Source organism: Amycolatopsis sp. CA-230715 (genome assembly GCF_018736145.1).
Classification (GTDB): domain Bacteria; phylum Actinomycetota; class Actinomycetes; order Mycobacteriales; family Pseudonocardiaceae; genus Amycolatopsis.
On sequence record NZ_CP059997.1, the window covers coordinates 8,855,023 to 8,876,174 of the forward strand.

The following is a 21,152-nucleotide window of genomic DNA, read 5'->3' on the forward strand; positions in this document are numbered from 1 at the left end:
GAAGGTAGAGTGCTGGCGAGCCGGTTGTCAACGCGATCGCAGGGAGAATGCCGATGGGGCGGACCGAGGCCGAGGAGATGGCCGAGCACCGCGAACGGCTCGTCGAGGGGCTCCGGTCGTTCGGTGCGAGCTACACCGAACTCACCCGCCGCTTCGCCGGTTTCCTCGGCTTGCACGCGACCGATGCCGCCGCGCTCGCCGAGATCCTGTACGCCGAGGACAAGGGAGTCCCGCTGTCGCCGGCGCGGCTCGCCGAACGCGTCTCGCTGACCTCCGGGGCGACCACCAACCTGCTCAACCGGCTCGAACGCGCCGGGCACGTCGTCAGGATTCGCGACCAGGCCGACCGGCGCGTCGTGACCCTGCGCGCCAGCAGGGAAATCCAAGGCCCGGCGCAGGAGTTCTTCGGCGGGCTGCTGGTGTCGCCCATCGACGCGTTGATCGCGCAGTACCCGGTGGAAAAGCTGGAGGAGTTCGAAGAGTTCCTCGCGCGGCTGCGCGTCACCATGCGCGAGGTGCTGGCCGAGGAGTGAGGTCAGTCCTGCTTTTCGCAGGGCCGCGGGTAAAGCGAGGTCAGCGACCAATCACGCACGCGCGTGGTCCCTTGTGTCCCGGCGGCCAGGCGGAATCCCAATGCGAACAGCGCGGCGATTTCCAGCATGATGATCAAGAACAGCATGTGTCTCAGGTCCTTTGCTCTGCTTCGGAGGCCTTCGCGGGGATCGGGAAGCGCCCCCTGACAGCAGGATGGCCCCGGACGACCGTTGCGGTCCATTGCAGATTTTGCCCAGGTGTGTGCAAAATCGTTTCATGATTGACCTGCGCCGGCTTCACATGCTCCGCGTGGTGCACCAGCAGGGCACGGTCACCGCGGCCGCCGAGGCACTGCACCTCACGCCGTCGGCGGTCTCCCACCACCTGCGCGAGCTCGCGCGCGAGCTCAAGGTCCCGCTACTGGAGCCGCAGGGCCGCGGCGTCCAGCTGACCTCGGCCGGGCGCCTGCTCGTCGAGCACGCCGACGCGTTGCTGGCCCGGTGGGAGGAGGCGCAGGCGGAACTGGCGTCGTACCGGGCCGGGGGAACCGGACCGCTGCGCATCGCGGGTTTCACCACCGCGATCAGCGGGCTGATCGCGCCAGCGGCGGGGCGGCTGCGGCGCAGCCATCCCGAAATCAGCGTGCAGGTGCGCGAATGCGACACCGCGCAGAGCATGGACCTGCTGGTGGCGGGCAAGGTGGATCTCGCGGTCGTGGAGCCGTCCGGTGGCGAGCCACTGCCGGACGACGCGCGGTTCGAGCACAGTTCCTTGCTGGAGGAGCCGCACATCATGCTGGTGCCCGCCGAGCACCCGCTGGCGAGGGAAGCGTCGGTGCGGCTGGAGGACGCGGCGGGCGAGGACTGGATCGTCGCCGACCCCGGCACGTGCGATCACGCCCAGCGGGTGCGGGTGCTGTGCACGGCGGCCGGGTTCTCGCCGCGGATCGTGCACGCCGCCACCCAGTGGCCCGCGGTCTGGTCGCTGGTCGGGAACGGGCTGGGCGTCTCGTTGGTGCCGCGGCTGGCCGAGGGGCCCGCGGGCCAGGCGGCGGTGCGGGTACCGGTTTCGAACGAGAACGTGCCGCCGCGCCGCATCCTCACCTGCGTGCGCCGGGGCAGCAGGCAGAACCCGCTCGTGGACCTCGGGATACGGGCTCTGGAAGAGGCGGTGCGCGACCACGAGGCCGCGGCGGGCTGGCCGCGGTCGGCCTGACGACCGGCCGCTGAATTCCACTGTGGAATTGTGCGGGTTCTGAATTCTTCGCGGAACGGCTAAAATGCTGGCTTCCGATTGCCGTGCGCGATCACTGCTGCTGTGCCCAACGGAGTAGTGAATGTTGCGCTGTTTGGCTTCTTGTTCGTCCTCGACCGGTCACGTTTGGATGAGCTGCACTGTTCCCGTGTTCGGTTCCTTTCTGCAGCAGGATGAAAGGCGATGAAGTGGGCAGATTTTCGAAGAGACAGCTGGGCGTGGTGGTCGCTGCCGCGTTCGCGGTGACGATGGCCGTGCCGATCGGTGCTGCCGTCGCGGCACCGGGCCCGGTGGCCACCGCCGCCGGTACGGGTGCCGGACTTCCGGACGACGACCGCCCGTCCCCCGAAGCGAAGGCCCAGCGGCAGCGCGCCGCGGACGCGCTGGAACGGGAAATCCTCTCCGGTGGCCGCCAGTCCCGCGCGACCGGCGAACCGGGGACCGTGGATTCGTTGAAGATCAGCGGGACGCACAAGGTGTTCGTGCTCGCGGTGGAGTTCGGGGACAAGACGACACCGGAGATCGGCGGCCCCGCCGGTCCGGTGCACAACGGGATTCCGAAACCGGACCCGAAGAAGGACAACGGAACCTACTGGGTGCCCGACTTCAACCAGGCGCACTACCAGAAACTGCTGTTCGGTGACCAGCAGCCGTCGTTCAAGGACTTCTACCGGCAGCAGTCGCAGGGCCGGTTCGGGGTCGAGGGCCAGGTGACCAACTGGGTCAAGGTGCCTTACAGCGAAGCGTATTACACCGCGCAGGGCTCCATGGACAAGCTCATTTCGGACGGGTTCGCCGACTGGGTCGCGCAGCGCAAGGCCGGGGGCGCGACCGACGCCGACATCAAGAAGGAACTCGCCCAGTACGACAACTGGAACCGCGCCAAGCACCTCGACCAGCCGGACGGCCAGCTCGACCACCTGATGGTCCTGCACGCCGGTGTCGGCGCCGAAACCTTCGGGAGCCACCTCGACCCGCGCGTGAAGGAAGTCATCTGGTCGCATTCCAGCGCGACCGACAAGCCGGTGGCGATCGGCACCACCGGAGTGGCGGCAAGCGATTACACGATCGAACCGGAAAACGCCGGTGTCGGCGTGCTCGCCCACGAGTTCGGCCACGACCTCGGCCTGCCCGACTTCTACGACTACAGCGGAAACGGCTGCGCCGAGGACCCGTTGGCCTGCCAGGACAACGCCACCGGGTTCTGGACCGTGATGAGCGGCGGTTCGTGGCTTTCCAACTCGGACAAGGTCCGGGGTACCGCGCCCGGCGGCTTCGGCCCGTGGGAAAAGCTGATGCTGGGCTGGCTCGACTACCAGGCGGTGCGCTACGGCCAGGAAGCGAACGTGCGCATCGACGCGCCGAACGCGAAGCAGGGCGCGAACCCGCAGGCGCTGGTGGTGATCCTGCCGCCGGGCCAGGACGGCAAGGGTCGCTACTACCTGGTGGAAAACCGGCGCAACATCGGCTACGACCAGGACCTGCAGCACGCGTATTTCAACTCCTACGGCGCGACCCTGTTCCAGCGCTTCGCCTACCAGCCGGGGATGCTGGTGTGGTACTGGAACCGCGCCCAGAAGGACAACAACGTCTCCGAACACCGGGGAGCGGGCCAGGTGCTGCCCGTCGACGCGCGCGTCAGCCCGATCATCTCCGACGACGGCAGGGCGATCCGGCCGCGGGTGCAGATGTACGACGCGGCGTTCACTCTCAGCGCTACCAAACCGCTGAACCTGACGTGGGACAACACGACCCCGGACGGGGTCAAGTACACCGCCAAGGTGACCCAGCCGGCGCAACCGGCGCAGCCGACCTTCGACGACCGGAACTCCTGGTACGACCCGCGTGCCTGGCGCAGTTCCGTGGACGTGCCGAAGACCGGCACGGTGATCAGCCTGTTCGGCGAACAGCGCGGTGGGCGGACCGTGGACATCGGGGTTTCCTTCCCCGGCGCGCACTGAGACGGCGACAAGGGCGGGCGGTTCGCTTCGGCGGACCGCCCGCCCTTCCTTTTGTCCACATGCGACGGTGGTGCCCGTCCCGAAGTCCCTGAAGGCCACCATGACGGCATTCGATGCCGTGAAGGCCACTTGGGTTCACGGCATCAGTATTCGACACCGCGATCCGGTGGCCGTCGCCAGGTGATCCGGCGGCTGCCCGATCGGGCCAGCCGCGGCGATGCTTGTGCCGCGCTGCGCACCGATCGGGTGCCGGTCACCGCGCTGGACCTCGGTTCCGAATCGGCGCTGGACCGGTTGCCACGCCACGAGACCGCGCTGGTCTCCCCGGCCGGGGCGACCCAGGCGGAGATCCGGTTCTCCATCCGGGAGGGCATGCTCGGCGTCGACGCGGTGGCGCTGGCCGCGTCGGCGAACGCGGCCACGGATTCGTGGCAGCCGTCCGGGCCCTCGGTTCTGGTGACCCAGGCGGACACCGGGGTGACCCTGTCCAACGGCGGCGGTGCGCCCTCGACGGTGGGGCAGCGGGTCGACGCGAAGTGCGGGCAGCGGTTCGAGCTGGTGGTCAGCGCGGTCGCGTCGCCGGGATGCGCGGTCGAACTCGCCTTCGTTGACGAACTTTCCGCGCCGGTCGGCGACGTGGTCCGCCTCGACCTGGACCCGCTCGACTTCGACGATCGGGCGGCGGCGGGCGAAGTACCGGCGGGGACGGCCGAGGCGGAGCTGCGGATCGTGCTGCCGCCGGGCGGTTCGGTGGAACTGAGCTCGCTCGACCTGGTCATCGGTGCGGCGAGCGAGGTCGGCCTGTACTTCGTCTCGGAAGCGCCCGGCGAACTGACGATGAGCGGAGTGGCCGTGCGGCTGGACCGCGCCGAGCCGAGCGTGCCGTCGATCCCGCCGGGTGGCCTGTGCCCGCCGAGCCCGCCCGCCGGTCGCGGCGACGGGGACCAGTGCTTGTGCGGTGCGTGCGGGAAGGACCGGCCGGTCGGCCGCGGTTCCCCGGCGCGCACCGAGGCCGGCCGCCCGGCGTCGGTGACTGCCTGCCCGTCGTGCGGTACGCCGCGGATCCAGCTCGGCGGACGGCTGGTCCCCGGGGCGGATCCGGTGGCGCTGCCCCGGTATCGGCTACCGGAGCACTCCGAGGCCGTGCGGAGCGGCCCGGCTGTGCGCGCGAAACTGCGCGTACCCGCGAAGCTCACCGCGATCCCCGGGGTGGCCACGAGCCGGGCCGCCGATCTGCGTGCCGCGGGCATCCGCACCGTGGTGGCGTTGGCGAAGGCCGAGGCCGCGACCGTGGCCGAACTACCGGGAATCTCGGAGAAAATGGCCGAAAGCTTCATCGCGGAGGCCAAGCGCCTCGTCGAGGAACGGGGAGAACACGTCCTCTTCGATCGCTGAAATCAGGGGACGCGTTCGAGCAGGACGACGGGGATCTGCCTGCCCGCCGCCGCTTCGAACTCGGCGAACTTCGGGACGAGGGCTATCTCTTTCGCCCAGATCTCCTCGCGCTCGACGCCCTGCGCGAGCCGAGCGACGACCGGCACTCTCTCGGTGCCCGTTTCGACGACGGCCCTCGGGTTCGCCACGAGATTGCGGTACCAGACCGGATCCCGCGGGCTGCCACCGTGGGTTCCGAAGACGGCCCAGCCGTCGCCGACCGGCTGGAAGAACAGCGGGCTGATCCGCTCGCGTCCGGTCTTGGCGCCGGTGTGGTGCACCAGGATCAGCGGCATGCCCCGTTCGTCGAACCCGGGAATCCGGGGCGGGATGGGGCGCCCGGCAGCGAAATCCTCGTCGCTGCTCCAAGACACGTACCCGCCGTTCGCCCGGAACTCGGCGATGATCTGGTCGTTCCAGCTGGTGTGCATGACGTCCCCTTCATTAACCGGAGCACTTGCTCCGCACAGTAGCACGAAAGGGAGCAACTGCTCCGCATAGACGGTATGCTCGGGCGTATGGCAGTGGCTGAACCGGAAAGCACCGCGCGCCGCCGCGCGCCGCGCGTGGACGCGATCCGCAACAGGGAAGCGATCATCGAGGTCGCCGCCGAGGTGCTGGCCGAGCAGGGCACCGCGGTCGACGTGCGCGAGATCGCCCGCCGCAGCGGGGTGGGCATGGGCACCCTCTACCGGCACTTCCCGAAGAAGGAGGATCTTGTCCACACCGTCCTGAACCAGGACTTTTCGAGGTGGGCGGAATCCGCGCGCCAGGCGGCGATCGAGGCCGAGGACCCCTGGGCGGCGCTGACGGACTTCTACCAGCAGGCGCTGACCGGCTACGCGCGCCACCGCGCGATCATGGAGAACTTCGCACTGACCTGGTCGGTCCCCGATCTGGACGGCCTCCAGAAGCTCCGCCTCGTCATCGAGCGCCTGTGCGCCCGCGCCGACGCCGCGGGCCTGCTGCGCCCCGGCGTGACCACCGACGATCTGCTGCTCCTGCTGGTCTCGCTCGGCCACGCGGTCCAGGTCACCGACGAGTGCCGCCCGCGGCTGTGGGCCAGGCTGCTGCACGTCTCCCTCGACGGCCTGCGCGCCGACCACAGGGAACCGCTTCCGGCCGACCGCCCGCGCCGGAAACCCCGGTCACGCGGATAGACCGTCCACTCAGGACTGGGGCGTGAGGACGCTCGTGTTCGGCGGGAGCATGAGGAAGACCCGGTTGGACACGCGTTGGATGTCACCGCGCCTGCCGAGGATCGCACCCGACGCGAAGTCGATCACGCGCTTGGCATCCGCCGGGTCGAGGTCCTGCACGTCGAACAGGACCGGGATGTCGCGGCGGAAGTACTCGCCGATGATCCGGACCTCGTGGAAGCCGTTGAGCCGCACGACCGCGATGTGCCTCTCCGGGGCTTCCACGCCGTGGTCGTCGGCGAAATCCTCACCGTAGGCGTCCTCGTCGTAACTGGGCGCGGCACAGGTGGAGCCGAGCCCATGACCGGTTCTGCGTGTGTCCACTCGCGCCTCCCTTTCCGCTGGGGAGAGGTTACCCGACCGGGTGGCCATGGCCGGGCAACACGCCAGGACGGGGTCTGTCCTTTGTGGAGCTAACGCCGGTTGGCCCTGCCGATCGCCGTGGTCGCGATGATCCCGGCGGCGATGATGCCCGCCAGCGCGAGCATGCTGAGCCACATGCCGTCCGTGAACGCGGTGCGGGCGGCGGTCACGAGAGGGCGCCCGGCGGGGCCGACGTGCCCGGCGATGGACAGCGCCCCGGCCAGTGACGAGTCCGCGATTTCGCGCGCGGGCGCGGGCAAGGCGGCCGTTGACGGGTGGAGCGAACTGGTGTAGGTCGAGGAGAGCACGCTTCCGGCGAGCGCGATGCCAAGGGCGGCACCGATTTCACGGGTCGCGTCGTTGATCGCCGATGCCACGCCGTACTTGCTCGGCGGCACGTTGTCGAGGATGGCGCTGGTCGCCGCGGGCGCGGTGACGCCGACCCCCGCGCCGAGCACACACACCGCGATCGCCAGTTCGAGGTAGGCGCTGTCCGCGCCGAGACGGCCGAGCAGCAGGATCCCCGCGATCACCACGGCGAGGCCGGTACACGTCAGCGCGCGCAGCCCGATCCGGCGAGCGAGGTGGGCGGAGGCCAGCGACAGGGGGAACAGCGACACCGCGATCGGCCACAGCACGAGCCCGGACTTCAAAGCCGAATAGCCCTGGACGAGCTGGAGGTACTGCGCCAGCCCGAACAGCGCGCCGAACGCGGCGGTGAACTGCACGGTCACCGAAATCGAGCCGACGGCCAGTGCCGGGTTCGCGAACAGCCGCACGTCGAGCAGGGGACTGGCGTGCCGGTGCTCGAACCACGCGAACAGCCCGGCCAGCAGGACACCGACGGCGATGGAGGCGAGCACCATCGGGCTCGTCCAGCCGAGGTCCGCGACGCGCAAGATGCCGAACACCAGCGCGCCGATGGCGAGCGCGCTGAGGACCGCGCCGATCGCGTCGAACCGTTCCGGGTGGTGCTCCCTCGACGCGGGCACCGTCGCGCACGCGAACACCAGGAGCACCGCGAGCGCGGCGGGGCCGAGGAACACCGAATGCCAGGAAAAGTGTTGCAGCAGCAGGCCCGCGAGGATCAACCCGCCGAGCCCACCGACACCGGCCACGGCGGCCCACACGCCGATCGCCCTGCCGCGCCGTTCCGGCGGGAAGCTCGCGTTGATGATCGACAGCGTCGCGGGCATGATCATGGCGGCGCCGAGCCCGGTCAGCGCGCGGGCGGTGATCAGCCACGTCGCGGAGTCGGCGAACACCGGCGCCGCGCAGCTGACGGCGAACACGAGCAGGCCGATGACCAGCACCGCGCGACGGCCGTACCGATCTCCCAGCGCACCGGCCGGGAGCACCAGCGCGGCGAGCACCAGCGTGTACACGTCGACGATCCACGTCTGCTGCGCCTGGCTGGCACCGGTGTCGGCGGCGAGCGTGGGCAGTGCCGTGTTCACGATCGTGACCATCGAGATCACCAGGCCCACCGCGGTGCACATCACCGACACCGTCCACACGCGACGCGAAGTGGACAGCTCCGGTGCCGCGATCCCGGCGGTCACAACGAACCCGGCGCGAAGAGCCCGTCGAGCACCACCGCGATGATCCTGCGCACCGACGCCTCGGGGCGACCGTGCGCCGCACCGCTCGCGATCGCCGTCTCCAGCAGGTCGAACACCAGTGGCAGATCGGCGAGTTCGAGGTCGCCGCGCAACTGCCCTTCGGCCTGAGCGCGCCGGAAGGCCGGTGCCAAGGCCGCTACGAGCGCGTCGGTGCACCGGCGCTGTTCGCGGTGCGGCAGCTCGCGGAACAACGTGACCAGCGGGCGCCGGGCCGCCTGCTCGGTGAGGACCAGCTCCAGGAGATCGCGGAACGGGCGTTGCTCGTTGGCGATACCCGCCAGTGTCGTCAGATGCGCGGCGGCGATCGCCGACCCGAGCGCGGCGCGGTCGGGGAAGTGCCGGTACACCGTGGCCCGCCCCAGCCCGACGCGGTGCGCGATCTCGGCCAGCGGCACGACGCGGGTGCCGCTGGCCAATGCCTTGTCCGCGACGCGAAGGATCTTCTCGCGGTTGCGGCTGGCGTCGGAGCGGCGCACACCGGTGAGGCTACTTCCCGGTAGTGAGACCCGCAAAGGGTGTGGAGTCTCGGTTCCCTCGTGCGTCCACTTCGGACGGTCAATCGCCTTCTTGCCGCTCGAGCGCGGTGATCAGCAGGTCGAGCCCGAAATCGAACTCGGCGGCGTGGTCGCAGGTCGCGAGGTGCCGCGCCGACGCCACGACGTGGGGGAACGGCGAACCGCTGAGCTCGGCGAGCCGCTGTTCGGCGGCGCCCGCGTCGGTGCCGCTGAACGCCGGGCCGGAAGTGGTCTCCCGCAGCAGGGTGCCCACCAGGTAGGCGAGGATCGCGCGGACCGCGTGCACGGCGCGCTCGGGCGAAAGCCCCGCGCGGGTCAGCACGCCCAGCACGGTGTCGACCGGTGCGAGCCCGGCGGACGAGCTGAGCTGGCGGGTCAGCACGAGCGGTGCGCAGTTCGGGTGCCGCAGGGTGGCGGCGCGGAACGCGTGCGCGGCACCGCGGACGTCGGTGCCGAGGTTTCCCGTCGGGACGGGGAGTTCGATCCCGGCGAGCACCTGCTGGGTGATCGCGTCGAGCAGCGCGGGCCTGCCAGGCACGTGGTTGTAGAGGCTCATCGCGTCGACTTCGAGGCGCCTGGCCAGTCCCCGCATCGTGACCTGGTCGAGGCCGTCCGCCTCGGCCATCGCGATCGCGGTGCGCACGATGCGGTCGGGGGTGAGCCGCTGCCGGGTCACTGGCGGCCTGCCACGACGCGAGGTCTGGTTCATACCTACAGTGTAGGTTTACTGTGTCCCTGACCCGCCACCTACCCGGGGAGAACCCGTGAACCGGTTCGCGCTGCCGTCCGAGGCCGTCCTTCGCGCCCGCGAAAAGGTCGTGCTCGACCACTTCCACGACGAGGTCAGGCAGGAGTGGGACGACGTGCTGGCGACGTTCCCGCACCCGCACTACGAACTGATCCCGTCGATGACGGTGCACGACGGTGACTCCGCGGTGCGCGGTTACTACCACGACACCAGGGTGGCGTTCCCCGACCAGGACCACGAGATCATCGCGCTGCGGCACAGCGCGGACGCCGTGATCGTGGAGTTCTGGCTGCTGGGCACGCACCTGGGCCCGCTCGGCAAGATCCCGCCCACCGGCGGCAGGCACCGCACCCGGATGACCGCGTACTTCGTCTTCGACGAGCACGAGAACCTGGTCACCGAACGCGTCTACTTCGACCAGCTGTCCATCTTGAAGCAGCTGTTCGCCGGACTGGACAAGCGCAAGCCGCGGGACCTGGCGACGCTCGGGCGCGCGGTGGCCGGGGCGCTGTCGATGGCGGGCGGCGCCCCGGATCCGCGGCTGACCGACACGCCGCCGCCCGAACTGTAGGCGGTTCCGCCCGTTGGTACGGTCGGAAAACCGCCGCACCAGACGCCGAGGGGGCAGCCATCAACGCCGGAGACGAGGTCCCGGACGACGTCGCCGCGCCGCCGTGGCGATTCCGGCCGCGGCAGGGTGACGTGGTTCCGCACGACCAGGCGGTCGTCGATCCCGTCGCGGACGCATGGGCGGACCGGCTCGACCTGATCGCCAGGTTCCTGCTCGCCGTCGTCATCACCGCGATGGTGCTGATCGCCGCCGGGCTCTACGGAGCGCGTGCCGGAGAGGACTGGGGTGGCCCCGTCGCGCTCGTCGGCACCGCTTCGCTTTTGATCACCCTCGCCGTCGCGATTCCCTTCGGCCGCAAGGCGAAAGCCGCGCGCGCCGAGGTAGGTCATCCGGTCCCGCCTTCGTTGGCCAGCCTCGTGCACGGAGCGCACCTCGCCTACGAACTGCTCGACGGACTGGCCGATACGGCTCGCGTCCCGTGGTATCGATGGCACCAACGGCGGCGGGCCCGCCGGGAAGTACGCCAGGACTGGGGTTTTCTCCTGCACGCGCTCGCCGCGGCCGAACGTGCCCGCCGTCGCGGCGACGACGACGGCTATGCACGGCACCGCGAAAAGGCCTCGGCACGAGCCATGGCCCTCGTCGGGCTCGCGCACCATCTGACGTCCAGCGATGGCGATGGTCCATCGGCGAAGTGAAGGCCTTCAGCCGAGACCGGATCGCGCGATGACCTTGGTGATCCCGATGCGAACCGCGGTGAAGCCCGCTTCCACGAACGAGTCGGCCAAGGCAGCCGGGGGCTGGGTGGGGTAGTAGCGGCGTGCGATATCCGCGCCGACGTGCTTGACCTGCTCCGGCTCGGCGGAGACCCGCGCTTCCCCTTCGACGGTCACGAAGCCGTAGGGCTGCCGCTCATCACTGACGGAAAGCGCGACGCGCCGGTCTCGGGCGAGGCTCTTGCCTTTGACGCTCCCCGGAGACAAAGCGAAGGCCAGCTCGTCACCGTCGAGGACGAAGCAGATCGGGGTGACGTGGGGGCGCCCGTCGGCACGGGTGAGCGCGAGGTGAGCGAGTCGTGTTCCGGTGGTGAGGAAGGAGCGCCATTCGTCGTCGGTCATCGTGGTCATCGAAGGGCTCCTTCCGTTGCGACGGCGAGTGGTTTGCCCGGAAAGCGCCAGCGGGTCGCGCTGAACCCGTCCTCTTTGCCGAACGCGAACACGACGGTCGGTACGACCGCGAAGACGTGCTGTGGATTGCCCAAAGCGGTGTCGGCGGGGTCGTGGAACTCGCCGTCCGCGACGAACGGGTGCCACCACGGATACTTGCTCGGGAAGAGGTCCGCGATCCGGCGCAGCCAGGCGGTATCGCGCACGAGGTGCGCCGTGCCCTCGACCACGATGTCGACGTCGTGCCCGGGAACGGTGATGGCGCAGCTGTCGTTTTCCGCGAGGTCGCGAGCTTTGCGGGTCCGGCGGCCGGTGACGACGCAGACGGCGCCGTCGGACCAGACGCCCAGCACCGGCACCACGTGCACTCGCCCGCCCGCGGTGGAGGTCGCGAGCAGGAAGTCTCCGCTGTCGCTCAACCGCGTCCGCGCTTCGGCCCAGCCGAGCGTGGTCAGCGGTGTGCCGCCGGGGCTGGACAGTTCCTCGGCAACCGGTTCCGCGCTCTCCGCCACCGGGATCCGGTGTGTTTCGTGGGATGTCATGCCGAAGACGCTAGATCCAGCAGAGCATCGACAAAAGCGATTGTTTACGATCACACCGATCGCTATCGACGATACTCGTCGGACTTGTTCGCTACCGAGCGGCATCAGCCGGTGAGGCTCCATTGTGGACAGTCCGATCGGGACGGTGACCGAGCGGTGCCGGGGCGCCGAGCGCGACCCCGGCCACGCTGACCTCGCCCGGCGCGGGGCCGCTGACCCGGAACAGCGCGCGCCGCAGTTTGCCGTTCGGGTCGCGTGGCATCTTCGGTACCACCCACACCGACCGCGGCAGCTTGAACCCCGCGAGGCGTTCCCGGCAGTGCGATTCCAGATCCGGTGGGATCCCGGTGCCGTGCACCTGCAGCGCGGCCGCGACCCGCTGGCCGAACTCCTCGTCCGGCAGCGCGAACACCGCCGCGTCCTGGACCTCCGGATGGCTCAGCAGCGCGGCTTCGACCTCCGCCGGGTAGATGTTCACGCCGCCGGAGATGATCGTGTCGTCGTCACGGCCGGTCAGCACGAGGTAGCCGTCGTCGTCGAGGTACCCGCTGTCGCCGAAGGTGTAGGTGTCGGGTCGCAGATGCGCCTTCGCCGTCTTCTCCGGCGCGTTGTGGTAGCGGAAACCCCGTCCTGGCCGACGGCGGACGTACACCTTCCCGTGACGGCCCGGTGGCAGTTCGGCTCCGTCCTGGCCGACGATCAGCACCTGCGCCGACCCGACCGTGCGACCGACGCTGGCCGGTTTGCGAAGCCACGTCTCGCTGTCGATGGTGGTCACCATGCCGCCCTCGGTGGACGCGTAGTACTCGGTGAACACCGGACCCCACCAGTCGATCATGTCGCGCTTCACCTTGGCAGGACAGGGAGAACCGCCGTGCCACACCAGTTCGAGGCTGCCGCCGTCGAACGCGGCGCGCTGCTCGGGCGGCAACCGCAACAGCCGCGCGAAATGCGTCGGCACCAGGTGCGTGGTGGTGATCCGGTGCTCGTCGATCACCGACAGCAGATCGGCCGGGTCGAACCGCGGCCGCACCACCAGCCCGCAGCCGCCGAGCATCGGGAACAGCGAAAGGAAGAGCTGCCCGGAGTGGTACCAGGGACCGGTGAGCAGGTTGCGCCCGGTGCGCGGCAGGCCGACCGAATCGCCGAGCCTGGTCAGCAGCGAATTCACCTTGTCGAGCGGCGCGCCGGCGTGCAGCAGGGTGCTCACCACGCCTTTGGGATGACCGCTGGTGCCCGAGGTGTACAGCAGCATGGAGCCGCACACCTGCCCGTCCGGCTCCGTCCCGTCGGCGGTGCGGAGCAGGTCGTCGAGCGGTTCGAGCCCGCCGTGCGCGACAGCGCCGCTCACCGCGCGCAACCGCGTGCCCGCGGCGGGATGGCGCGCCAGCGCCGCGCTGACCGTCGCGGCGGTGCCGGGGTCGGCGATCACGGCCGCGGGCACGCAGTCGCCGAACACGTAGGCGATTTCGTCGGCGGTGAGGTGCCAGTTCACCGGGACCAGGGTGATCCCGCTGTGCAAGCACGCCAGCAGCGCTTGGAACGTGTACCGGGAATTGCCGGTGACCAGCGCGAGCCGGTCGCCGAGACCGAGGCCGCGTTCTCGCAGAAGCGCGATACAGCCGTTCACCGCGCGGTCGAGTTCGGCCCAGGTCAAAGCTTCCTGGCCGTCGTCGAGCGCGGGTTCGTCCGGGCGCGCGAATGCCATCGGTTCGAGCAGCGCCGCCATCAGCGCACCCGCATTTCGGACCGGGCCACCAGCATCTCGCGCACCCGTTTCCGTGAGATCTTTCCGGTGTCGTTGAGCGGAAGTTCCGCCACGCGCACCAGCCGCCGCGGCCGCTTGTCGTCGGCGAGGCGCCCGATCAGCCAGGTCCGCAGCTGATCGAGGGTCAGGTCGGCGCTGGTGACCACGGTGGCGCACACCGCTTCACCCCAGCGCTCGTCCGGCACGCCGACCACCACGCACTGCCGGACGGCCGGGTGGTCGAGTAGCACGGCTTCGACGTCGGCGGGGTAGATGTTGACGCCGCCGCTGATGATCAGGTCGTTCCCGCGGTCCACCACGTACACGTATCCCCGTTCGTCCAGGTATCCGATGTCTCCGACGCTCGCCCAGCCACCAGGGCTTTCCGCCGGGTGATCCCCGTACGCGCCGCGATATCCGGTGAACGACAGGGGAGTGCGGGCACGGAGCACCCCGGTTTCGCCGGCGCCGAGCTCACGATCACCGTCGAAGGCGCGCACCGCGACCCCGGGGAAGGGTTTCCCGCACGACCGCGGCCTGCGCAGCAGGTCCGCCGCGGGCATGACGGTGAGCGGCCCGAGTTCGGTGCAGCCGTAGCAGTCGAGGAAGACCAAGCCGAACGCGGCGACCGCCCTGCGCTTGAGCTCGCCGGGGAACGGTTCACCGGAAACGATCACGTGCCGCAGACCGGTGGGCCGGTGCTTGTCCCGTTCGGCCACTTCGACGATCGCCCGGAGCTGGCTCGGGGTGAGGAAGGCGCCGTCGCACTCGTGCTTCGCGGCCGCGGCCACCCACTCGCGGGCGTCGAACCGGGGGAGCACGGTCACCGCGCCGCCCTTCGCGAGCACCATCAGCGCGCACGTCAACGGGCCAGAATGGTAGAGCGGACCGGCGGAAAGGAAGTTGCTGCCATCGCCGATGCCGAAACCGCGCGCGATCGCCTCGGCCAGTTCCCGGTCACCGCGGGTGCGCACGGCCGCTTTGGGGCTCCCGGTGGTGCCGGAGGTGAAGATCAGCGACGAACCGGCGCCGAGCCGGTCGGTGCCGCTCGGTTCCGCTGCGCGTTCGTCGACGGGCCAGGAAGTGAAGTCCAGCGCCGGGTCGTCGAGGTCTAGACGGTTGCAGGCGGTCGCGGTGACGGGCACCAGTCTGGCCGTGGTCCGTTCGACGACCAGGATGCGCGGGCGCGCGACCGCCAGCATGCGTTCGAACTCGCCGGGACTGGCCCGATAGCTCAACGGCACGGTCAGCGCGCCGAGCCGTTGCGCGGCCAGTGCGAGCACCAGTACTTCGATCCGGTTGTGCAGCACCCAGCAGATGCGGTCTCCCGGCCGCACCGAATGGGCGCGCAGGAGCGAGACGAGTCTGTCGACGGTCAGGTCGACCGCGGCGAAGGTCAGCTCCGAAGAGGTGCCGTCCCGCAGCGCTACCGCATGCGGGGTTCGCGTGGCGTGTTCTCGTACTCCTTCGCTCACGCGGCGAAGTGTAGCTCTATCTACTATCTCGTATCTAGATGCTCTTCGTCCGCCGAAGACGCGGTCAGGAGCCGTCGGCCCCGGAGTGCTGCTCGGCCTTGTTGCGCATCCGCGTCACCCAGCCCTGCGCCGTGTGCACCGGCACGTCGTAGTGGGACGCGACGCCGGTGATGGTGCCGACCTCGTCGTAGACCTTGGCCAGTTCGTCGAACTCGGGGGCGCGCCGGTAGGTGCGGGCGGGGCGCGGCTTCGCCGCGTTCTGCTTGCGCGTCTTGGCCGGCCTGCGCTCCGCGGTTCCCTTGGCGCTCTTGGCCTGCGCCTTCTGCGGCGCGGGCGGCGCAGGCTGCCGCTGCTCCGGCCGGAAGGCGAGCGCGAGCTGCGCGGGATCGATCCTGGCGAGCGACTGGGCCGCCGAGACCCCCTCGGCGCCGGTCCGGATCGTCAGCTCCTTGACGTACGGCTTGTCGCCGGAGGTCTCGATCAGCACCGTCATCTCGGAGCCGAGTTCGCTGTCTGCGGCCGCACTATCTGTAGTTGTGTCGTGCGGTGTGATGGTGACGACATACTGACCCATTGCTGTGCTCACATCCCTTCTGTCGGGTCCGCTCGCACCTCCCCCTGCAGCGTGCCGGACAGACCACCAAGTGTCGTTTGATCACTATACTTTATCGGGTCGTGCTGGTCTTGGCATGTGGACCGGACCAAGGCGGAGGAGTCGGCTTACCGCCGAAGCGCCGAACCAAGATGACAGAGAGTCGTCGTGAGCACGCCTACCGTATCGGTCCGGCGAGATTGCTCCGCCGGGCGTAGTTATTTTTCCCGGGTTAATACTGCCCACTCGACTGGCTATGCGACCGGCTATCCGAAAAATATGTCGCCAAACATTTTCGTCGGGCAACTTCCGCCCTTGAACGATAATTTCCGACTTGGCAGCTACGCTGTGCTTCTGGCGCCGTTGGCCTGCCGGTGGTGCGATCCTACTCGGCCTTGACGGTGGCGTTTTATCTGATTAGCGTGCTTCCCAGCTGCTGAGAGGGAAGATTACCTTGGGGGCAGGGTGTCGGAGTGTGCAGTGCCGAATCAACTTGGGGTCAGATTGGTCCAATTCAGGACGTCAATGCTCGCCGACGTGTTGATTTCCTCGTTACTGACGTCGACCGCGCGGTCGCACCCGGTACTGCCCGAGCGGAAATGGCACGCGGAATCCGCCGCGCCGGGCGGCACCGTGCATTGGGCGCCGGTGGGCGACGAGCGGCGCGGGCCGGTCACCCGGCGTGGCCGGGCGCGCACGCACGAACCGCGGGGGAGGCGTCGGCAGGCGCGGCGGCCGCAGGTGTCCGCGCTGTGCGGGCACGAACACCCGGTGGGACGCCGGTTCGCGCCGGAGGAGCTGCTCAGCGAGGACCTGGCGTTCCGCGTGCGCAGGATGGCCGAGCACGGGGTGAACGGGCTCTTCGAGGACTTGTGGCCCGCGGTGCGCAGCGAACGCCACGTCCTGCGCCTGCGCTCGCACTGCAACACTCCGATCGACGTCGCGGACGGCGAACTGCTGCTGATGCCTTCGGTGTTCTGCGCCTCGTATGTGGTTTCCGTGGTCGAACCCGGCCTCCCGACCGTCGTCGTGTACCCGGCGCGGGGAAGCGCCTACCTCGCCGCGAGCGTCATCGCCGGTGTCCGCGCGGAGTTGCAGGCCTTCCTCGACGAGATCGGGCTCGCCGTGTTGCGCGGCCTCGTCGTGCCCCGCACCCTCGACGAACTGGTGGACCTGATCGCCGTGCACCCGATGCGGATCGCCGGCGCCCTCGAGCGCCTTCGGGTCGACGGGCTCATCGGCAGGCGGCAGCGCGGCTCGGTCTTCTATCGGCGCGGCGTCGGCGCGCTGCTGAACGGTTCGCGCTGCGGCGGGTGCGGGACGAGCGCCGCGGAGCCCGCGCCTTCGTTCAGCACGGCAACCAGACGTTCTTGGGTCTGGTGAACTCGCGCAGCCCGCTGATACCGCCGATCCGGCCGTAGCCGCTCTGCTTGGTGCCGCCGAACGGCGCGCCCGCCGCCGCTCCCGGCACGCCGTTGATCCACACGTTGCCCGCGGTCAGGTCGGCGGCCAGCCGGTGCGCGCGGCGCAGATCGCTGGTGTGCAGGTAGGCGGCGAGGCCGTAGCGGGTGCCGTTGGCCAGCGCCACCGCTTCGTCGTCGCGGGTGAACCGCTGCACGGTGAGCACCGGGCCGAAGATCTCCTCCTGCACGAGTTCGCCGTCCTGGTCGGCGTCGGCGAACACCGTCGGCCCGACGAAGCAGCCGTCGGCGAGCGCGCCGCCGAGCCGTTCGCCGCCGAGCACCAACCTCGCTTCGCCGCTTTCCTTGGCACGGGATACGAAACCGAGCACGCGCTCGCAGGCGGCGGCCGACACGAGCGGGCCCATCATGGTGCGGGGCTCGCGCGGATCCCCGACGACGACGCGGCGCAGCCGCGCGGTGAGCACGTCCAGAACCTGTTCGTACACGCTGTTTTCGACGAGGACGCGGGTGCCGTTGGCGCAGCCTTGACCGGACAGCGCCACCACACCGGCCATCGCCAGCCGCGCGCTGAACCGCGGGTCGCTGTCGGCGAACACCAGATGCGCGGATTTCCCGCCGAGCTCCAACCCGACCGGTTTCAGCAGTTCCCGCGCGCCGTCCAGCACCGCGCGCGCCGTCGCCGCGCCTCCGGTGAAGTGGACCTTGTCCACGCCGGGATGGCGGACCAGCGCCTGTCCGGTCGCCGGCCCGCCCGGCAGCACCGCCAGCACCCCGGTCGGCAACCCGGCTTCGACGGCCAGCGCGCCGACGCGCCCGGCCACGAACGGCGTCAGTTCGGACGGTTTCACCACCACGGTGTTGCCCGCCGCCAGCGCGGGCCCGAGCATCTGGCCCATCGACACCAGCGGCCCGTTCCACGGAATGATGATCGCGACCACGCCGTACGGCTCGTCGAGCGTGTAGTCCAGTGCCCGCACCGGCCAGGTCGGCACGACCTCGCCGCCGATCTTGTCCGCCCAGCCCGCGTAGTACCGGAGATGGTCGGCGGCCACCGCGGCCATCCGCGACGTGAACTGGACGGGCAGCCCGATCTCCCGTGTCTGCAAGGCCCCGAGCTCGTCCGCGTGCGCGATGAGCAGATCGGCGAAGCGCAGCAACAGGTTCCGTCGCTGGTCGGCGGGCAGCGCGCGCCAGCCCGGCGCGGCGTCGGCGGCGAGGCGTACGGCCTGGTCGACCTCGTCGGCACCGGCGAGCGGGAACGAGCCGGTCACCGTGCCGTCCGCCGGGTACACGTGCTCGACCGAGCCCGCCGACGTGGCCGCCACCAGACCGTCGCCGAGCAGGACGCCGGAGTCCGGCACGACCACGGAAGGATCCACGGAGACTGTCATCGTATCTCGCTTTCTGTTCCGTCGGCTGCCGGACAACGGTAGCGTTTCTGGTGTCTGTGATTCCCGCGGAGGTCAGGATGGCGAAGACCATGCACCTTAACGTGTTCACCCAAGCGTCGCCGTCGCCGCAGTTCAAGGGCATGTGGCGGGCCGACGGCGATCGCACCGCCGTCGGCTACCGGTCGATCGACTACTGGACCGAGTACGCGCGCAAGCTCGAAGCCGCGTGCGTCGACGCGCTCTTTTTCGCCGACGTGCACGGCGTCTACGACGTCTACCAGGGGTCTTGGGTGCCCGCGGTGCGCAACGCGGTGCAGGTCCCCTCGATCGACCCGGCCCCGATCGTCGCCGCCGCGGCCACGGTGACCCGGCACCTCGGCCTCGCCATGACGTACTCGACCACCTACCACCAGCCGTACGAGTGCGCGCGGCTGTTCTCGTCGCTCGACCACCTCACCGGCGGCAGGGTCGGCTGGAACATCGTCACCTCGTATCTGCGGTCGGCGACCGCGAACGGGCTCGGCGAGTACCTCGAACACGACCTGCGGTACGACCGGGCGACCGAGTACGTCGACGTCGTGCGCGCGCTGTGGGAACGGAGCTGGGACGACGACGCGGTCGTGCTCGACGCCGAGCGGAACGTGTTCACCGACCCGGAAAAGGTGCGCGAGATCGGGCACGACGGCAAGTGGTTCTCGGTGCGGGGCCCGCACCAGTGCGAGCCGTCGCCGCAGCGGACCCCGGTGCTCTACCAGGCGGGGGCGTCGCCGAAGGGCATGGCGTTCGCCGCCCGCGTCGCCGAGGTCGCCTTCCTCACGCTGTCCGATCCCGAGGTCGGGGCAGGCCAGGTGAGTGGCCTGCGCTCGCAAGCCGTCGAGCACGGGCGGGCGCCGGAGGACATCAAGGTCCTGCAGGGCTCCATGGTGATGGTGGGCGCGACGACGGCCGAGGCCAAGCAGCGCGCGGCGGCCTACAACTCGTTGTGGAGCGCGGAGGGCCAGCTCGCGAAGTGGTGCGGCTGGATGGACGTCGACCTGGCGAAGTTCCCCGACGACACCCCGGTCGACGACGTCCGCGGCCAGGCGAGCAACTCGTTCCTCGGTTTCCTCAAACGACTTTCGCCCGATCGCGAGTGGACGATCGGCGACGTCAAGTACCTCGTGTCGCGTCCCCGCAGGCCGCGCACCACCGCGCCGGTGACCTTGTACGGCACGCCCGAGCAGGTCGCGGACCGGATGACGCAGTGGCTCGAAGTCGCCGACGTGGACGGGTTCAACCTCATCCCGTGCCTGCCCTCGGCCGGTGTCGACGACATCTGCGACCTGCTGGTGCCGGAGCTGCAGCGGCGCGGCATGTTCCGCCGCGCCTACGACCCGGCCGAGCGCACGTTGCGGGAGCGGTACTTCGGCGCGGGCAACGTCCGGTGCCGCGCTCACTCGCCGGGGTCCGCGGTGAGCAGCGCGGCGCCGAAAGCCGAGTAGGAATCCCGCGCCGCCACGAAATGCTGCGTCGCCGTGTGCGCGTCCCGTACGCGGCGCTGCAGCGGCGAGCTGTCGTAGACCGAGGACCCGCCAGCCAACCGGTGGGCGGTGTCGGCGACCCCGCTCGCGGTCGCGATGATCTTGGTCGCGCACGCGCGCAGCTCGGCCTGATCCCTTGCGGACGCCGGAATCCCGGCGCACTCGCGCGCGGCGGCGGCTTCGGCCTGGTGGTACAGCAGGGCGCGCGCGGCGAGCAACTCGGTGTGCGCCTCGCCGAGCTGGTCGTGGAAGATCGGTGATTTGGCAAGGGAAACCTTGCTCAGCGCCGGGCGTTTCCCGCCGGTGGCCAGTTCCCGGTCGTCGGCGAGCGCGGCCGTGGCGATGCCGACCACGACGGCGGCGATGAGCAGGCTCGATTCGGCGATCCTGGTCCTGGCCCGCGCGGTCGCCGGATCGTCGGGATCCATGGTGATCCAGCGCTGTTCCGGGCAGACCGCGCCCGCGACCGACACGTCGTGGCTGCCGGTGGCGCGCAGGCCCAATACCTGCCAGGTGTCCACGATCTCGAGCTCGTCGCGGGGGAGCAGCGCGATCCTGGTCAGCGGTGCGCCGTCGGGACCGAGTTCCACCGAACGGTCGCGCATCAGCACGCAGTTGACGTAGAACCACCGCGCCCGTTCGCAGCCGGTGACGAACGGCCAGCGACCCTTGACGCGCCTGCCGTCCGCCACCGCCGTCGCCCTGCCCTTGGGTGCGACGGCACCCGCGGCCAGCAGATCGGGACCATCGCCGTACAGCTCGGCGACGGTCGGCTCGGGAGCGCATTCGATGATCAGCTGGGACAGCGCGACCTGGCCGACCACCCACGCGGTCGACCCGTCCGCGGTGGCCAGTGCTTCCAGCGCGCCGAGCAGGCCCGGCAACGGCACCGCCGAACCGCCGTGGCGCGCGGGCGCGGCGAGCCGGAAGCAGCCCGCCGCCAGCAGCGCGTCGACGAGCGCGGCCGGGAGAACGCCCTTGGCGTCCGCCTCCGCGGCCAGTTCGCCGACGAGGGGCAGCACCTCCGTCACGGTGTCCATCGTGTCTCCTATCTGCTTTCCAGGGTGTTGGTTCCGAGGTGGTGACGGCTAGGC

General features: G+C 70.0%; 22 protein-coding genes. 9 read left to right on the forward strand and 13 right to left on the reverse strand.

Annotation, left to right across the window (positions count from 1 at the left end; genetic code table 11):
- Window positions 1–53: 53 nt before the first annotated feature.
- Window positions 54–533: a MarR family winged helix-turn-helix transcriptional regulator gene (locus tag HUW46_RS41400; protein ID WP_254125461.1), complete on the forward strand. Its 480-nt coding sequence runs from the start codon at window positions 54–56 to the stop codon at window positions 531–533.
- A 2-nt stretch (window positions 534–535) separates the two neighbouring features.
- Here the strand turns inward: HUW46_RS41400 and HUW46_RS41405 are convergent, their stop codons facing one another.
- The gene (locus HUW46_RS41405) at window positions 536–679 is read right to left on the reverse strand and encodes a hypothetical protein (RefSeq protein WP_215544112.1); all 144 of its coding nucleotides are present in this window, start codon (window positions 677–679) and stop codon (window positions 536–538) included.
- Between the two features lie 131 nt (window positions 680–810).
- On the opposite strand from HUW46_RS41405, the gene HUW46_RS41410 reads away from it, so the two are divergent.
- From HUW46_RS41410 to HUW46_RS41420, 3 genes are all read left to right on the forward strand, one after another.
- A complete protein-coding gene (locus HUW46_RS41410) occupies window positions 811–1,749 on the forward strand; it encodes a LysR family transcriptional regulator (protein ID WP_254125463.1) in 939 nt (312 codons plus the stop codon).
- A 227-nt stretch (window positions 1,750–1,976) separates the two neighbouring features.
- Window positions 1,977–3,749 carry a M6 family metalloprotease domain-containing protein gene (locus HUW46_RS41415; RefSeq protein WP_254125465.1) on the forward strand — a complete coding sequence of 591 codons (1,773 nt, stop codon included), beginning with the start codon at window positions 1,977–1,979 and terminating at the stop codon, window positions 3,747–3,749.
- Between the two features lie 180 nt (window positions 3,750–3,929).
- Window positions 3,930–5,144, forward strand: a complete 1,215-nt coding sequence (locus tag HUW46_RS41420) for a helix-hairpin-helix domain-containing protein (RefSeq protein WP_215544114.1) — start codon at window positions 3,930–3,932, stop codon at window positions 5,142–5,144.
- Between the two features lie 2 nt (window positions 5,145–5,146).
- Here the strand turns inward: HUW46_RS41420 and HUW46_RS41425 are convergent, their stop codons facing one another.
- On the reverse strand, window positions 5,147–5,614 hold the full coding sequence (locus HUW46_RS41425) for a nitroreductase/quinone reductase family protein (protein ID WP_215544115.1): 468 nt from the start codon (window positions 5,612–5,614) through the stop codon (window positions 5,147–5,149).
- Window positions 5,615–5,701: 87 nt separating this feature from the next.
- On the opposite strand from HUW46_RS41425, the gene HUW46_RS41430 reads away from it, so the two are divergent.
- On the forward strand, window positions 5,702–6,343 hold the full coding sequence (locus tag HUW46_RS41430; protein WP_215544116.1) for a TetR/AcrR family transcriptional regulator: 642 nt from the start codon (window positions 5,702–5,704) through the stop codon (window positions 6,341–6,343).
- 9 nt (window positions 6,344–6,352) lie between these two features.
- On the opposite strand, the gene HUW46_RS41435 is transcribed toward HUW46_RS41430, so the two are convergent.
- The 4 genes from HUW46_RS41435 to HUW46_RS41450 form a co-directional block, all read right to left on the reverse strand.
- Entirely contained in the window at window positions 6,353–6,706 is a 354-nt protein-coding gene (locus HUW46_RS41435; protein ID WP_215544117.1) for a cell division protein SepF, read from the reverse strand.
- Window positions 6,707–6,795: 89 nt separating this feature from the next.
- Window positions 6,796–8,307 (reverse strand): MFS transporter, encoded by a 1,512-nt coding sequence (locus HUW46_RS41440; RefSeq protein ID WP_254125467.1) that lies wholly within the window; start codon window positions 8,305–8,307, stop codon window positions 6,796–6,798.
- Entirely contained in the window at window positions 8,304–8,843 is a 540-nt protein-coding gene (locus HUW46_RS41445; protein WP_215544118.1) for a TetR family transcriptional regulator, read from the reverse strand. The genes HUW46_RS41440 and HUW46_RS41445 overlap by 4 nt, the downstream gene beginning before the upstream one ends.
- A gap of 79 nt (window positions 8,844–8,922) precedes the next feature.
- Window positions 8,923–9,591, reverse strand: coding sequence for a TetR/AcrR family transcriptional regulator C-terminal domain-containing protein (locus HUW46_RS41450; RefSeq protein WP_215544119.1), 669 nt, complete (start codon window positions 9,589–9,591; stop codon window positions 8,923–8,925).
- A gap of 55 nt (window positions 9,592–9,646) precedes the next feature.
- Between HUW46_RS41450 and HUW46_RS41455 the strand changes: the two genes are divergently transcribed.
- Both HUW46_RS41455 and HUW46_RS41460 read left to right on the forward strand, forming a co-directional pair.
- A complete protein-coding gene (locus tag HUW46_RS41455) occupies window positions 9,647–10,201 on the forward strand; it encodes an ester cyclase (protein WP_215544120.1) in 555 nt (184 codons plus the stop codon).
- A gap of 131 nt (window positions 10,202–10,332) precedes the next feature.
- On the forward strand, window positions 10,333–10,899 hold the full coding sequence (locus tag HUW46_RS41460; RefSeq protein ID WP_215544121.1) for a hypothetical protein: 567 nt from the start codon (window positions 10,333–10,335) through the stop codon (window positions 10,897–10,899).
- A gap of 6 nt (window positions 10,900–10,905) precedes the next feature.
- On the opposite strand, the gene HUW46_RS41465 is transcribed toward HUW46_RS41460, so the two are convergent.
- The 5 genes from HUW46_RS41465 to HUW46_RS41485 form a co-directional block, all read right to left on the reverse strand.
- The gene (locus HUW46_RS41465) at window positions 10,906–11,328 is read right to left on the reverse strand and encodes a PPOX class F420-dependent oxidoreductase (RefSeq protein WP_215544122.1); all 423 of its coding nucleotides are present in this window, start codon (window positions 11,326–11,328) and stop codon (window positions 10,906–10,908) included.
- A complete protein-coding gene (locus HUW46_RS41470; RefSeq protein WP_215544123.1) occupies window positions 11,325–11,909 on the reverse strand; it encodes a pyridoxamine 5'-phosphate oxidase family protein in 585 nt (194 codons plus the stop codon). The genes HUW46_RS41465 and HUW46_RS41470 overlap by 4 nt, the downstream gene beginning before the upstream one ends.
- A gap of 91 nt (window positions 11,910–12,000) precedes the next feature.
- On the reverse strand, window positions 12,001–13,638 hold the full coding sequence (locus tag HUW46_RS41475) for an AMP-binding protein (protein ID WP_215544124.1): 1,638 nt from the start codon (window positions 13,636–13,638) through the stop codon (window positions 12,001–12,003).
- Window positions 13,638–15,131, reverse strand: coding sequence for a class I adenylate-forming enzyme family protein (locus HUW46_RS41480; protein ID WP_215544125.1), 1,494 nt, complete (start codon window positions 15,129–15,131; stop codon window positions 13,638–13,640). Before HUW46_RS41480 ends, HUW46_RS41475 begins: the two co-directional genes overlap by 1 nt.
- Window positions 15,132–15,195: 64 nt before the next feature.
- The gene (locus HUW46_RS41485) at window positions 15,196–15,624 is read right to left on the reverse strand and encodes a hypothetical protein (protein WP_215544126.1); all 429 of its coding nucleotides are present in this window, start codon (window positions 15,622–15,624) and stop codon (window positions 15,196–15,198) included.
- Window positions 15,625–16,248: 624 nt separating this feature from the next.
- On the opposite strand from HUW46_RS41485, the gene HUW46_RS41490 reads away from it, so the two are divergent.
- Window positions 16,249–17,106, forward strand: a complete 858-nt coding sequence (locus HUW46_RS41490; RefSeq protein ID WP_215544127.1) for a hypothetical protein — start codon at window positions 16,249–16,251, stop codon at window positions 17,104–17,106.
- On the opposite strand, the gene HUW46_RS41495 is transcribed toward HUW46_RS41490, so the two are convergent.
- Window positions 17,072–18,538 carry an aldehyde dehydrogenase family protein gene (locus tag HUW46_RS41495; protein WP_215544128.1) on the reverse strand — a complete coding sequence of 489 codons (1,467 nt, stop codon included), beginning with the start codon at window positions 18,536–18,538 and terminating at the stop codon, window positions 17,072–17,074. The genes HUW46_RS41490 and HUW46_RS41495 overlap by 35 nt on opposite strands.
- 77 nt (window positions 18,539–18,615) lie before the next feature.
- Here HUW46_RS41495 and HUW46_RS41500 point away from each other — a divergent pair, with 77 nt between their 5' ends.
- Window positions 18,616–20,019: an LLM class flavin-dependent oxidoreductase gene (locus HUW46_RS41500; RefSeq protein ID WP_254125469.1), complete on the forward strand. Its 1,404-nt coding sequence runs from the start codon at window positions 18,616–18,618 to the stop codon at window positions 20,017–20,019.
- On the opposite strand, the gene HUW46_RS41505 is transcribed toward HUW46_RS41500, so the two are convergent.
- A complete protein-coding gene (locus HUW46_RS41505; RefSeq protein ID WP_215544129.1) occupies window positions 19,971–21,098 on the reverse strand; it encodes an acyl-CoA dehydrogenase family protein in 1,128 nt (375 codons plus the stop codon). The two genes, HUW46_RS41500 and HUW46_RS41505, sit on opposite strands and share 49 nt — an antisense overlap.
- Window positions 21,099–21,152 lie beyond the last annotated feature (54 nt).